General features: G+C 66.9%; 13 protein-coding genes. 5 read left to right on the forward strand and 8 right to left on the reverse strand.

Translation table 11 applies throughout. The features are described from left to right. Positions 1–6: 6 nt before the first annotated feature. From siaB to siaD, 3 genes are read left to right on the forward strand one after another with little or no spacing between them, the layout of a single operon-like run. The gene (siaB, locus tag HMPREF2581_RS06905) at positions 7–549 is read left to right on the forward strand and encodes a biofilm formation regulator kinase SiaB (RefSeq protein WP_003083916.1); all 543 of its coding nucleotides are present in this window, start codon (positions 7–9) and stop codon (positions 547–549) included. A 26-nt stretch (positions 550–575) separates the two neighbouring features. Then, a complete protein-coding gene (gene siaC, locus HMPREF2581_RS06910) occupies positions 576–956 on the forward strand; it encodes a biofilm formation regulator SiaD modulator protein SiaC (RefSeq protein ID WP_003083913.1) in 381 nt (126 codons plus the stop codon). 6 nt (positions 957–962) lie between these two features. After that, positions 963–1,790 carry a biofilm formation regulator diguanylate cyclase SiaD gene (gene siaD, locus HMPREF2581_RS06915; RefSeq protein ID WP_003083910.1) on the forward strand — a complete coding sequence of 276 codons (828 nt, stop codon included), beginning with the start codon at positions 963–965 and terminating at the stop codon, positions 1,788–1,790. A 6-nt stretch (positions 1,791–1,796) separates the two neighbouring features. On the opposite strand, the gene HMPREF2581_RS06920 is transcribed toward siaD, so the two are convergent. The 4 genes from HMPREF2581_RS06920 to HMPREF2581_RS06935 form a co-directional block, all read right to left on the reverse strand. Further along, positions 1,797–2,387 carry an IMPACT family protein gene (locus HMPREF2581_RS06920; protein ID WP_003137049.1) on the reverse strand — a complete coding sequence of 197 codons (591 nt, stop codon included), beginning with the start codon at positions 2,385–2,387 and terminating at the stop codon, positions 1,797–1,799. 5 nt (positions 2,388–2,392) lie between these two features. Next, the gene (locus HMPREF2581_RS06925) at positions 2,393–3,058 is read right to left on the reverse strand and encodes a TetR/AcrR family transcriptional regulator (RefSeq protein WP_003137048.1); all 666 of its coding nucleotides are present in this window, start codon (positions 3,056–3,058) and stop codon (positions 2,393–2,395) included. A gap of 92 nt (positions 3,059–3,150) precedes the next feature. Next, on the reverse strand, positions 3,151–4,557 hold the full coding sequence (locus HMPREF2581_RS06930; RefSeq protein ID WP_003083900.1) for a uracil-xanthine permease family protein: 1,407 nt from the start codon (positions 4,555–4,557) through the stop codon (positions 3,151–3,153). 241 nt (positions 4,558–4,798) lie between these two features. Further along, the gene (locus HMPREF2581_RS06935) at positions 4,799–5,635 is read right to left on the reverse strand and encodes an outer membrane protein OmpK (protein WP_003102209.1); all 837 of its coding nucleotides are present in this window, start codon (positions 5,633–5,635) and stop codon (positions 4,799–4,801) included. A gap of 68 nt (positions 5,636–5,703) precedes the next feature. Between HMPREF2581_RS06935 and HMPREF2581_RS32885 the strand changes: the two genes are divergently transcribed. Then, entirely contained in the window at positions 5,704–5,961 is a 258-nt protein-coding gene (locus HMPREF2581_RS32885; RefSeq protein WP_123903201.1) for a hypothetical protein, read from the forward strand. 345 nt (positions 5,962–6,306) lie between these two features. Here the strand turns inward: HMPREF2581_RS32885 and HMPREF2581_RS06945 are convergent, their stop codons facing one another. Continuing rightward, positions 6,307–7,923, reverse strand: coding sequence for a gamma-glutamyltransferase family protein (locus HMPREF2581_RS06945; RefSeq protein WP_003137047.1), 1,617 nt, complete (start codon positions 7,921–7,923; stop codon positions 6,307–6,309). 77 nt (positions 7,924–8,000) lie between these two features. On the opposite strand from HMPREF2581_RS06945, the gene HMPREF2581_RS06950 reads away from it, so the two are divergent. Then, positions 8,001–8,798: an AraC family transcriptional regulator gene (locus HMPREF2581_RS06950; RefSeq protein WP_003083886.1), complete on the forward strand. Its 798-nt coding sequence runs from the start codon at positions 8,001–8,003 to the stop codon at positions 8,796–8,798. Between the two features lie 28 nt (positions 8,799–8,826). Here HMPREF2581_RS06950 and HMPREF2581_RS06955 read toward each other — a convergent pair whose 3' ends face one another. The 3 genes from HMPREF2581_RS06955 to HMPREF2581_RS06970 form a co-directional block, all read right to left on the reverse strand. Next, on the reverse strand, positions 8,827–10,161 hold the full coding sequence (locus HMPREF2581_RS06955) for an OprD family porin (protein WP_003112121.1): 1,335 nt from the start codon (positions 10,159–10,161) through the stop codon (positions 8,827–8,829). A 586-nt stretch (positions 10,162–10,747) separates the two neighbouring features. Further along, positions 10,748–10,933, reverse strand: coding sequence for a hypothetical protein (locus HMPREF2581_RS06965; RefSeq protein ID WP_003083879.1), 186 nt, complete (start codon positions 10,931–10,933; stop codon positions 10,748–10,750). A gap of 115 nt (positions 10,934–11,048) precedes the next feature. After that, positions 11,049–11,987, reverse strand: a complete 939-nt coding sequence (locus HMPREF2581_RS06970) for a LysR family transcriptional regulator (protein ID WP_003083876.1) — start codon at positions 11,985–11,987, stop codon at positions 11,049–11,051. Positions 11,988–12,110 lie beyond the last annotated feature (123 nt).

Consider the following 12,110-nt stretch of genomic DNA (forward strand, 5'->3'; position numbering starts at 1 on the left):
GCACCCATGGAAACGCTAGACCTGCTGGCCATGCGTGAAAGCTACACCCGCCAACGCATCCTGCTCTGCTTCAACGGACCGATCTCGCGCAGCCTGATCGAGGAGATAGGCCACGCGCTGCGCAACTACCTGCACGCCGAACAGGCCAAGCCGAGCGAAGCGATGGACGTCTTCGCGGTGTACATCGAGATGACCCAGAACATCCGCCACTACGCCAATCTCAAGGGCTACGGCGAACACGAGGCGGCGGCCACGGTAGCCATCGCCCGCAACGAGGACGGCCACTACGTGGTGTCCGCCGGCAACCTGGTGGAGCGCGACGACGGCCAGAGCCTGGTGCGCAGCATCCAGGCCATCGCCAACCTCGACAAGGCCGCCCTCAAGGCCGCCTACAAGGAGCAGCTACGCCGCCCGCGCGACAGCGGCTGCGCCAGCGGAGCCGGTCTCGGCCTGCTGGACATCGCCCGCAAGTCCAGCGAACCACTGGCCGCATCGCTGAAGGAACAGCCCGACGGGCGCGCCTTCTTCAGCCTGCGCGCCGTGATCTGACCCCGTGTTTTAGGAAGAACACCATCATGAGTGACCTGCACATACCCGGCACCCAGTCCACGCCCGCCATCCAGGGCGACTGGCAGGCCGGACGCCTGTCCATGCAAGGCGATTCCTACCCGGAAAACTCCTATGAACTGTTCGGCCAGGTGATCGACTGGGTCGAGCGCTTCCTCGCCGACGGGCAGCGGCCGCTGGAACTGGACCTGCGCCTGCTGTACCTGAACACCAGTTCGATCAAGGCCATGATGGACATCCTCGACCTGCTCGAAGAGGCCCACCAGGGCGGTCGCCCGGTCAGCCTGCGCTGGCACTACGACCGGCGCAACGAACGGGTCGCCGAGCTGGCCGAGGAGTTCCGCGAGGATTGCAGCTTCCCCTTCGCCATCCAGGCCCACGACGAGTAGCCGACGATGAGCCGCGAACGCGAACTGGACGCCTGGATCGACGGCCTGCTGGCCGATCCGCAGTTCCACGGGCATCCGCTGCACCAGGCGCTGGCCCGCCTGCGCCAGCAATCGCTGGAGCAACTGGTGCGGCTGGAGCGCATCGCCCGGATCTCCGACGGTTTCCAGTCGATGGCGCGGGAGCAGAACCTGTCGCTGTCCGAGCGCTACCACAAGCAACTGCGGCGCCTGGAAAAGGTGGCGCGGATCTCCGACCGCTACCAGCAGATGATGCGCGACCTCAACCTGGCGCTGAAGGAAGCCTCGATCCGCGACCCGCTGACCGGCCTGCCCAACCGACGCATGCTGCTGGAGCGCCTCAGGGAGGAGAACGAACGCTCCCAGCGCCACGGCCAGAGCTACGTGCTGGCGATGCTCGACGTGGACTTCTTCAAGCAAGTCAACGATACCTGGGGCCACGACAGCGGCGACCGGGTGCTGGTGGAAATCGCCCGGGCCATGGAGTCCGAGCTGCGCGAATACGACCTCTGCGGCCGCTGGGGCGGCGAGGAATTCCTCCTGCTGCTGCCGCAGACCCGCCTGCAGGACGCCGGCCCGGTACTCGAGCGGGTGCGCGACAGCGTACGGACCCTGGCGGTACGCGTCGGCACCGAGGCGCTGAGCGTCACCGCCAGCGTCGGCGTCACCGAACACCGCATCGGCGAAACCTATTCGCAGACCGTCAATCGCGCCGACGCCGCACTGCTCGACGCCAAGCGCAGCGGCCGCGACAAATGCGTGTTCGCCGCGCTCCCGCCGCTTCCTGCCCCTTCCCGCCCGGCTCCAGCGCGCTGAGCCTCCTCAGGCGTCCAGCCGCTGCGGCCGCACCTGGCCTCGGCTGAGGTCCACCAGCAGCGCCTGAAGCGCCTCGAAGCGCGCCACCGGCAACTCCAGGGTCAGGACGACGCCGTCGGCGCCGTAGTCTTCCGCCGCCACGCTGGCGCCCAGCGCCAGGCTGCGCGCCTTGAGCAGCGCGTGGTCGGCGAAGGCACAGGCGAAGCGCACCCGGCAGCGCTCGACCAGCTCGCTGCGCGGCGCCTGCTGCAGGCACTTGGCCGCGCCGCCGCCATAGGCGCGGGCGAGGCCGCCGGTGCCGAGCTTGATGCCACCGAACCAGCGGCTGACCAGCACCACCACGCAGTCCATGTCCTGTCCCTCGATGGCCGCCAGGATCGGCCGCCCGGCGCTGCCGCCGGGTTCGCCGTCGTCGCTGAAGCGGTACTGCGCGCCGCACTTCCAGGCCCAGCAGTTGTGTCCGGCGGAAGCGTCGCGGTGGGCGGCGATGAACGCCTGCGCCTCGTCCTCGTCGGCCACCGGCGCGGCGATGGTGTGGAAGCGGCTCTTGCGGATTTCCTCGCGGTATTCGGCGAGGCCTTGCAGGGTGCTCGGCATCGCGTTCAGGCCGCCGGCGGGGTCAGTCCGCAGCCCTTGAGGATGATCCGCACCAGGTTGTCGGCGGCGGCGGCGAAGTCCTGCCTGGACATGCGCTTGCGGCCGGTGACCAAGCCGATCTGGCTGGCGAAGTCGGCGTAGTGCTGGGTGCTGCCCCAGAGCAGGAAGATCAGGTGCACGGGATCCACCGGGTCCATCCGGCCGGCGGCGATCCAGGCCTCGAATACCGCGGCGCGGCCGCGGAACCAGCTGCGGTAGTCCTGGTTGAAATGCGCGGTGAGGCACTCGCCGCCGCTGATGATCTCCATGGCGAAGATCCGCGAGGCCAGCGGGTAGCGGCGGGAGAACTCCATCTTGGCGCGGATGTAGCGGGCCAGCGCCTCGGCCGGATCGTCGTCGACGCAGAGGGTGTTGAAGGTACTGTCCCAGAGTTCGAGGATGTTGCTCAGCACCGCCGTGTAGAGGCCCAGCTTGTTGCCGAAGTAGTAGTGCAGGTTGGCCTTGGGCAGGCCAACGTTCTGCGCGATGGTGTTCATGCTGGTGCCCTTGAAGCCGTGGCGGGCGAACTCCTCCTCGGCCGCGGCGAGGATCGCCTCCTCGTTCTTCTGGCGGATGCGCCCGGCCGGCTTGTCGCGGGCGGCCGGGTCGTGGGCGGGCACTGTCAGGGTCATGCGCAGGTTTCCATCGGCGTGATCCCCGCGTTGATACCCCAGCCCGGCCGCGGGACACAAGCCAGGCGCGGAAAAATTTGCAAACGCCCGTATCAACCCAGCGGCTTGCGCCAGCGCGCCAGGGCGCCGCCCTTCGCGCTGGCCTGCGCCGCTTCGGCAACGCGCTCCTCGGGCAGCAGCAGGTTGAGCAGGATGGCGGTGATGCCGCCGCTGGTGATCGCCGAGTCGAACAGGGTCTTCACCACCGCCGGCATCTGGTCGAGCAGGGTCGGCTGCGCGGCCACGCCGAGGCCGACGCCGAACGAGGCGGCGATGATCAGCACGCTGCGGCGGTCCATCGCGGTCTGGCCGAGAATGCGGATGCCGGCGGCGGCGACGCTGCCGAACATCACCAGGGTGGCGCCGCCGAGCACCGGCTTGGGGATCTGCTGGAGGATCGCGCCGATCCAGGGGAACAGGCCGAGCGCCAGCAACACGCCGCCGATATAGATCCCGACGTGCCGGCTGGCCACCCCGGTGAGCTGGATCACCCCGTTGTTCTGCGCGAAGGTGGTGTTCGGGAAGGCGCTGAAGGTGGCTGCCAGCAGGCAACTGACGCCGTCGCCGAGCACTCCGCCGCGCAACCGCTGCAGATACGCCGGCCCCTCCAGGGGCTGCCGCGAGAGCATGCAGTTGGCGGTCAGGTCGCCGACCGTCTCGATGCTGCTGATCAGGTAGATCAGCGCCACCGGCAGGAAGGCCATCCAGTCGAAGGCGAAGCCGAAGCGGAACGGCTGCGGCAGGCTGACCAGCGGCAGCTCGGGCAACGCCCGCGGAACGAACAGGCCGGTCGCCCAGGCCGCCAGGGTACCCAGCGCCAGGCCGATGACGATGGCGGCCAGGCGCAGCCAGGGCAGGCGCGAGCGGTTCAGCAGGACGATGCTCAGCAGCACCAGCGCGCCCAGCGCGAGATTGGCCGGTGCGCCGAAGTCCGTGGCCCCGGCTCCGCCGCCGAGGTCGGTGATGCCGACCTTGATCAGGCTGACGCCGATCAGGGTGATGACGATGCCGGTGACCAGCGGCGTGATCACCCGGCGAAGATGGCCGAGGAACCGACTGAGGACGATCTGCACGAAGGCGCCGAAGAAGCACACGCCGAAGATCATCGCGAGGATCTCCTCGGGACCGCCGCCGCGCTGCTTCACCAGCATCCCGGCGGCCAGCACGGCGCCGAGGAAGGCGAAGCTGGTGCCTTGCAGGCAGATCATCCCGGCGCCGATGCCGAACGGCCGGCGCGCCTGGATCAGGGTGCCGGCGCCGGAAACCATCAGCGCCATGCTGATCAGGTACGGCAGGTGCTCGCCGAGGCCGAGCAGCGAGCCGATCACCAGCGGCGGAGTGACGATGCCGACGAAGCTGGCCAGCACGTGCTGTAGCGCGGCAAGGAAGGCGGGAAGCGGGCGCGGCCGGTCGTCGAGGCCGTAGATGAGGTCGTTGGGGCGTTGGTCTTCGCTATGCATCGGGCCGTCTCAAGTGGCGCTCCTCGGACAGGAGGAGGATGCACGGCTTCTGCAAAAAGCTGTCCAGGTGATCAGCTTATTCCTGCCGCTCAGGCTGCAGGGCGCGCCCGGCGTGGGTCGAGCGAACAACGGGAGGCAAACGCAAGGACGACGAAGGCGACCGTCGCGCACCGTGCCGAAGCACGGCGCGCAATGACGGGGCGCGCTGGCGGGGCCGGGCCGGCAGCCCCGCGCGACGGACTCAGAAGTGGTACTTGACCAGGAAGCTGGCGGTGTTCTGGTCGGTGGTGAAGTACTGCGAGTCCTTCACACCGTACTTGTCGGACCAGTAGTCGTACTCCAGGCCCACGTACAGGTGCTTAGGCTCGTAGCCGAGGGCCTTGCCCAGGTCGTACTTGACCTGTGGGTTGAAGTGCAGGTTGGCGTGGTAGTCGCTCTGGTTGCGGCGGCTGGTGCTGGCGCTCTTGTTGTTGATCACCCAGTCCATGTAGCCGTCGATGAGGATGTCGGAGTTGCCCACCGGAATGGTGTAGGACCACACCGGGGTGATCTGCCAGGCGCCGGCGCGCACGCGGTTGCCGTCGGGCTTGCGGTAGTAGAAGTTGAGCTGGAAGTAGTCGAAGCCGGGGATCGCCAGGTCGAAGCCCGGGCCGAGCAGGTAGGCCTCGGTGTCGCCTTCGCCGAACTCGTAAGTGCCGGCCAGCAGCACGTCCTTCACCGGGCCGAAGGAGAGGTCCGCTCCGGTGAGCTTGCCGAAGCTCAGGCGCGGAGTGATCTCGCCGTAGTAGGTGTTCTTGCCGTTGCTGGCGTCTTCCTTGCCGTTGTAGTTGATCTGGTCGAAGAAGATGAACAGGTCGCCCCAGGTCCAGCCGCTGGCATGTTCCAGGGTGAAGGTCTGCTGGATCGGCGGGTTGATCTTGAAGTTCTTGCCGTAGAGGTAGGTCAGGCTCTCGTTGTGCCAGAGCAGCGGCCCCGAGTCGGTCTCGTGGGTCGGCGTCATGTCATGGTCTTCGGCGACAGCCTGGCCTGCGGCCAGCAGCCCCCCGGCTAGCATCACGGTGGCGAGTGTGCGGCTCATTGAAACGCTCCTGGAGTGAATAGCTTTTTTTCTAGTGGGCGAACCTGTCCGAGCGGTCAGGCCTCGCCATGGATAGCAAGAACGAAGCCAAGACGGCGCGGGCGCTTCGCCGGGTTTCCAACGGCGAAGGGAACGCCTGTTTTTTCAGTGTTCTGGACAAAGGCGGCGAAATGCCTCCAACCTCTCTACGACGGCAAAAACCTGACCCCAAGGACAGTTTCTGCCTTGCGCTGGTGCATGGTCGGGAGGGGCGTGCTCGACTTTGGGATGGCAGCGCGAAGAAAACTGGATACACAAAAGCGTTTTGTGACAAAAAGAATCAGTAGGATTTTGTACACAAAACACTGCGTGGTATTTCTACACATCACCGCCCCGGCGTTCGGGCGAGAAGCGGCGCGGATGATGCCAGAGACGGCGGGCGGAATTCATCCCCGAATGGGGTTTTTCGTCGGGTTTCAGGACGCCCGGACGTAAATTCGCCAGGGCCTGGGAGACTCCGGTGGCATGACATCCAGAAAGCGCTCTCGATGTCGCGTAGCGGAGCGCGCTCGAGTACGGGTCGCCTGGCAGCCTATGCCTGCCGGGACTTCTTGCTTCGCCATCCGCAGGGCGGATACGCCTTGGGCATTATCCGCCGGACAGGTCTCCCCGCCTCACCCACATGGGTCCCCTCACCACACCGCGATCTGCGAATCGGTGCGCGGCTCGGTGCCGCCACAGAGCACGCCGCTGGCCGGGTCGCGCAGGACGATCTGGCCGCGCCCGTAGCTGGTCGAGTCGTAGGCGATCTCCACCTGGTGCCCACGCTGCGCCAGCTCCGCCGCCAGCGCGCGCGGCGCGGCATGTTCGATGCCGACGCGCAGCCCGCCCAGCCACTGCCAGCGCGGCGCGTCGAGGGCGGCCTGGGGGTTGAGGCCGAAGTCCACCAGGTTCATCACCATCTGCACGTGGCCCTGCGGCTGCATATAGGCGCCCATCACGCCGAACGGGCCGAGCGGCACGCCGTCCTTGCTGAGGAAACCGGGAATGATGGTGTGGAAGGTCTGCTTGCCCGGCTCCAGGCAATTCACGTGGTCCGGATCGAGGCTGAACTCGGCGCCGCGGTTCTGCAAGGCGATGCCGGTGCCAGGCACCACCACGCCGGAGCCGAAGCCGTGGTAGTTGCTCTGGATGAACGAGACCAGGTTGCCCTCCTCGTCGCCACAGGCCAGGTACACCGTACCGCCCGGCTTCGGCTGGCCGGGGCTGGGATCGAGCGCGCGCTCACCGATCAGCGCGCGGCGGCTGGCGGCGTAGTCCACGTGCAGCAGTTCCTCGACCGAGACCCGCATCGACTGCGGCTGGCTGATGTAGTGCAGCCCGTCGACGTACGCCAGCTTCATCGCCTCCAGTTGGCGATGCCAGGTCCGCGCGCAGTCGCGCTCGCCGAATTCGAAGCCCTTGAGGATGTTCAGGGTCATCAGGGCGATCAGGCCCTGGCCGCTCGGCGGAATCTCCCAGACGTCATAGCCACGGTAGTTCAGCGAGATCGGTTCGACCCACTTCGCCTGGTAGCCGGCCAGGTCCTCCGCGCGCAGGTAGCCGCCGCTGCGCTCGGCGTGGCCGACGATGGTCCTGGCCAGCTCGCCGCGATAGAAGCTTTCGCACTGGCTGCGCGCCAGCTCGTCCAGGGTGTCGGCCTGGCCCGGCTGGCGGAACACCTCGCCGGCGCGCGGCGCCCGGCCGTCGATGAGGAACTCGTCGAACCAGGCCCGCAGCTCGGGCCGCTGCGGCAACGCCGCGCGGAACTTGTCCAGGCCGCTTTGCCACAGGCGGGCGATCACCGGCGAGACCGGGAAGCCATCGCGGGCCAGCTCGATCGCCGGCCGCAGCAGTTGTTCGAACGGCAATTTGCCGAAGCGCCGCGACAGTTCGGCCCAGGCCGCCGGACAGCCCGGCACGGTGACCGGCGTCCAGCCGTACAGCGGCATCCGCTCGTGGCCGGCGGCGCGCACCCGCTCGCGATCGAGCAGGCCCGGCGCGCGCCCGCTGGCGTCCAGGCCGTGCAGGCGGCCGCGGGTCCAGACCAGGGCGAAGGCGTCGCCGCCGATCCCGCAGCCGGTCGGCTCGACCACCGTCAGCGCGGCGGCGGTGGCGATCGCCGCGTCGATGGCGTTGCCGCCACGGCGCAATATCTCCAACCCGACCTGCGCCGCCTGCGGCTGCGAGGTGGCGACCATGCCGCGGCGGGCATGGACCGGCGAACGTTGCGAGGCGTAGGGAAGCGCGTGGGCGGAGAAGTCGAGCATCGGCGTGGGCTCCGGGAAACTTGAGGCGGCAGGTTAGCCCTGCCAGACTCTGCCGACTAGCGACACGACGCCAAGTCATGACGATGAACGGACAGCCTGCGGAACTGCACCGCCCGATTCCCACCCTCGCCCGCCTGCCACGGCCGGTCTACGCGCGCGCCGAAAGCCTGCGCGCCGGCTCCTGGACCTCGCGCCACCGGCACGCCTGGGTGCAGCTTTCCTACGCCATCAGCGGCGTGCTCGGCGTGCATACCGCCGAGGGCAGCTTCTTCGCCCCGCCGCAGCGGGCGATCTGGATTCCGGCGCAACTGGAACACGAGGTGGTCACCTCCACCCGCGCCGAGATGCGCAGCCTGTACATCCGTGGCGACGCCTGCGCCTGGGCGCCGACGCGTTGCCGGGTGCTGGAGGTGACGCCGCTGGCGCGCGAGCTGATCAAGAGTTTCTGCGAGTTGCCGGTGGACTACCCGGAGGGCGACAGCGCCGAATCGCGGCTGGTGCAGGTGCTGCTGGACCAGCTACGCCTGCTGCCGGAGGTCGCCTTCTCCCTGCCGATGCCGCGCGAGCCGCGCCTGCTGCGGCTGTGCCAGGCACTGATCGACGAACCGACCCAGAGCCTGACCATGGGCGACTGGGCGCAGCGCCTGGGCACCTCGGAAAAGACCCTGTCGCGCCTGTTCCAGCGCGAGACCGGGATGAACTACCGGCTCTGGCGCCAACGCCAGCGCCTGCTCGCCTCGCTCAACGCGCTGGAGGCCGGCGACAGCGTCACCGGCGCCGCCCTGGACAGCGGCTACGACTCGACCTCGGCCTACATCGCCGCCTTCAAGGGACTCTTCGGCTTCACTCCCGGCGAACTGTTCCGCCAGCGCTGAGCCCGGCGAAGGGCCCAGCGCGCGGGGCTCAGAACACGTCGATGGGGTAGTCGACGATCACCCGGTATTCGTCGATGTCGTTGTCCACCGCGCTGTAGCCGCCGGTGCCGCGGTGGGTGGCCCAGCGCAGGCGCAGCGAGAGGTCCTTGGCCGGACCGCCCTGGACCACGTACTGCAGGTCGAGGTCGCGTTCCCAGTGCTTGGCGTTCTTGCCGTCGGCGCTGTACCAGCCGCCGTAGCCGGGGCTGTCCGGATCGACCCGGGTCAGGTCCAGCTTGCCGCGCGAGTACGAGGCCGAGGCGCTCAGGCCGGGCAGGCCGAGGGCGACGAAGTCGTAGTCGTATTGCAGCTTCCAGGACTTCTCGTTGGGACCGTTGAAGTCGGAATACTGCTGCGAGTTGTCGAGGAAGATGCTGTCGCCCTGGTTGATGTAGTCGAACGGCGTGTTGCCGTTGACCTTCTGCAGCACCGCGGTGACGGTGTGTTGCTTGTAGCCGACCGCGAAATGCAGGCTGTAGGTGTTGTTGTCGATCCGGCCGAGCAGCGAGTCGCCGCTGTCGACGGTCTTGTAGTAGTGCGCGCCGGGGTTCAGCGACCAGTTGTCGTCGATCTCGTAGGTGTAGTCGACGTCGGCGTAGTACTGCTTCCAGACGTTCTGCAGTTCGGCGGCGTACAGGCTGCTGGTGAAGCCCTCGATACCGCCCCAGGTGCCGCCCAGCCAGCTGAGATGATGGCTGTCGCGGTCGCCCGGCAGTTCGCCGTAGTACGAGCCGAGGCGACGGTGGCCGCTCTGGTTGTAGTACTTGGTGAAACTGACCTGGCCAGCCGTGAGGGTCAGGTCCTCGAAACTGTTGTTGGTCAGGCTCACGCCGCGGAAGGTCTGCGGCAGCATGCGCGACTCGCCGCCGGCGACCACCGGGTTGCTGAGGAACTGGTCGCCCAGCTTCAGCTCGGTGTCGAAGGCGCGGATCTTCAGCGCCGCCCCGCCACTGGAGAACTCATCGGGCGCCTTGCCGGATTCGTAGCCTTCCTTGCTCGGCGCGGTGATCGGCAGGATGCTGGTGCCGCCGGTACCGCCGCCGCCGTCGAGCTTCAGCCCGAGCATGCCGTAGGCGTCGACGCCGAAGCCGACCACGCCGGGCGTGTAGCCGGACTGAAAGGTGGCGATGAAGCCTTGTGCCCATTCCTTGCTGTCGTGCCCGGAAGCGTGCCGGCGGTCATGGTTGAAGTAGTAGTTGCGGGTCAGCAATTGGAGGCTGGAGCCTTCGATGAAGCCTTCTTTGGCTTCCCCCTCATCGGCCCAGGCGGCGGACGCGGTGCACAGCGCCAGCGCCATCGGCGTCAAGGCGAACAGATTCCTCATTGCGGTTGCTCCTTCTTACAGCGTGGTGAAATCCGGCAAGGCCGGAAAGCGTGTTGTGGTGTCGTTCCCGGCGACGCTTCTGCTGGCGTCGCGCGGGCGATCGCTCCCATGGGGCGCCCAGCCGGGCGCAACCCGAAAAAAAAGGCCGCTGGTATCAGCGGCCTTGAGAAGACGTCGAATAGGAGCAATCAAAGTTCGGCGTCGGGAAGTCTTGCCAGTGTATTTCCGGACACTGGAAACCGGTTGGAACACAGTCGGACTCTTCTATTGAAAGTCTCTTCGACTCATCGGGCTTTAGGCTTTCCACGTCCCGCTCTTGCATGGCGAGATCGATGAAGACAGAACGAATATCGTCGACAGCCAGCGACAATTATCCATTGAGCTGGCGCGATTATATTTTTTTGCCACTATCGGAAAAACCCGATATCCAACGAAAGTCTTTTACATATTCTGCAAGAATTCTCCGAACGGTCAGGAAGGCAAAAAAAACGCCGCATATCATATGCGGCGCAAGGACAGGGTACCCAGGCTCACGCTTCCCGAGTACCCGGGGGAAGCCATGGCGCGGCTGGCGCCATGCGCTAGATCAGGAGTCGCTGCGGGCCCCGGCCTGCGCGGCGGAGGCGGAAAGTTCCTGCTGGTGCTCGATGGCCTGCTGGTTGGCGTCGACCATGCGGTTGGTCATCAGCGAGGACTCTTCGGCGAAACCGGCCTGGGAAAATGCGAGGGAAAACAAACTGAGTATGGCGGCAGCAAGGATCTGGCGATTCATGGCGGGTCTCCGATGACACCCTGTTCACTTGGGACAGGCGCCATATTAGTTAACCGCCATGCTCGGAAAAATAGCCAAACAGACGAGAGAGTATTACCTCAATAACAACAATCCTTCACTGTGCCCAGTAACTTGAACTTTGCATGGTGGTTTCGTCGCGGGCGAATGCCTGGGGAAGTTCCTGTTGCAACAGATCGACCCAGGTGCGGATCTTCGCGTCCAGGTAACGCCGCGAGGGATACAGCGCATAGATGGTCCGCTCGTGCATGGCATGGCCGGGCAACACCCGTAGCAGCTCGCCGTTGCGCAGCGCCGCGGCCGCCACGTAGCTGGGCAGCAGGGCGATGCCGAGGTCGGCCTTGGCCGCCTGGGCCATGACCTCGGCGACATTGACCATGAAGGTGTTCTGCGGGCTGACGGTGCGCTCGCCCTGCTCGTCGGCGAAGATCCAGCCCTCCGGGTAGGCCGGATCCTGCAGGCGCAGGCAGACGTGGCGCTCCAGGTCGTCCACCGAGCGCGGCACGCCGTGCTGTTGCAGGTAGCCGGGACTGGCGCAGAGCACACTGTGGATGCTGCCCAGGCGCTGGGCGACGAACTCCGAGTCGGGCAACTGGCGCTCGCCGGTGATCAGCACGTCCTGGCCTTCCTCGAGCATGTCCGGGTTGCGCTGGGACAGGGTCAGCTCGATCACCACGTCGGGGAACAGTGCGCCGTAGCGGGCGATCATCGGCACCAGGTGATGCTGGCCCATGCCCATCAGCGACTGCACGCGCAAGCGGCCGCAGGGGCGGATGTGCGCGCCGGCGGCTTCGGCCTCGGCGACCTCGATGTCCTCGAGGATCCCGCGGCACCGCTCCAGGTAGCGCTCGCCGGCCTCGGTCAGGGCCAGGCGCCGGGTGGTGCGGTGCAGCAGGCGCGTCTGCAGGTGCGCCTCCAGGTCGGAGATCAGCCGCGATACCTGCGCGGTGGACAGGTCCAGGGCCTGGGCGGCGGAAGTGAAGCTGCCGCTGTCCACCACCCTGGCAAACACGCGCATGCCTTGCAATGTGTCCACTATTACCTCGGTTGCAAAACAGATTCGTAAATTGGTCGGATTTTCCCTGGCGCCGGGCTGCCTATACTGGCCGCCGTCGCCGTAGCAACGCCGGGCATACCCTGCCCGGCGTCGGGGCGGATG

The organism is Pseudomonas sp. HMSC057H01 (assembly GCF_001836405.1).
GTDB lineage: Bacteria > Pseudomonadota > Gammaproteobacteria > Pseudomonadales > Pseudomonadaceae > Pseudomonas > Pseudomonas aeruginosa.

Excerpts from the sequence above, each read along its gene's own strand:
- HMPREF2581_RS06925 (WP_003137048.1), bottom strand. The coding sequence starts at position 3,058 with ATGACCCTGACAGTGCCCGCCCACGACCCGGCCGCCCGCGACAAGCCG.
- HMPREF2581_RS06920 (WP_003137049.1), bottom strand. The coding sequence starts at position 2,387 with ATGCCGAGCACCCTGCAAGGCCTCGCCGAATACCGCGAGGAAATCCGC.
- siaB (WP_003083916.1), top strand. The coding sequence starts at position 7 with ATGGAAACGCTAGACCTGCTGGCCATGCGTGAAAGCTACACCCGCCAA.
- HMPREF2581_RS06930 (WP_003083900.1), bottom strand. The coding sequence starts at position 4,557 with ATGCATAGCGAAGACCAACGCCCCAACGACCTCATCTACGGCCTCGAC.
- HMPREF2581_RS06965 (WP_003083879.1), bottom strand. The coding sequence starts at position 10,933 with ATGAATCGCCAGATCCTTGCTGCCGCCATACTCAGTTTGTTTTCCCTC.
- siaD (WP_003083910.1), top strand. The coding sequence starts at position 963 with ATGAGCCGCGAACGCGAACTGGACGCCTGGATCGACGGCCTGCTGGCC.
- HMPREF2581_RS32885 (WP_123903201.1), top strand. The coding sequence starts at position 5,704 with ATGGATAGCAAGAACGAAGCCAAGACGGCGCGGGCGCTTCGCCGGGTT.
- HMPREF2581_RS06955 (WP_003112121.1), bottom strand. The coding sequence starts at position 10,161 with ATGAGGAATCTGTTCGCCTTGACGCCGATGGCGCTGGCGCTGTGCACC.
- siaC (WP_003083913.1), top strand. The coding sequence starts at position 576 with ATGAGTGACCTGCACATACCCGGCACCCAGTCCACGCCCGCCATCCAG.
- HMPREF2581_RS06950 (WP_003083886.1), top strand. The coding sequence starts at position 8,001 with ATGACGATGAACGGACAGCCTGCGGAACTGCACCGCCCGATTCCCACC.
- HMPREF2581_RS06945 (WP_003137047.1), bottom strand. The coding sequence starts at position 7,923 with ATGCTCGACTTCTCCGCCCACGCGCTTCCCTACGCCTCGCAACGTTCG.
- HMPREF2581_RS06935 (WP_003102209.1), bottom strand. The coding sequence starts at position 5,635 with ATGAGCCGCACACTCGCCACCGTGATGCTAGCCGGGGGGCTGCTGGCC.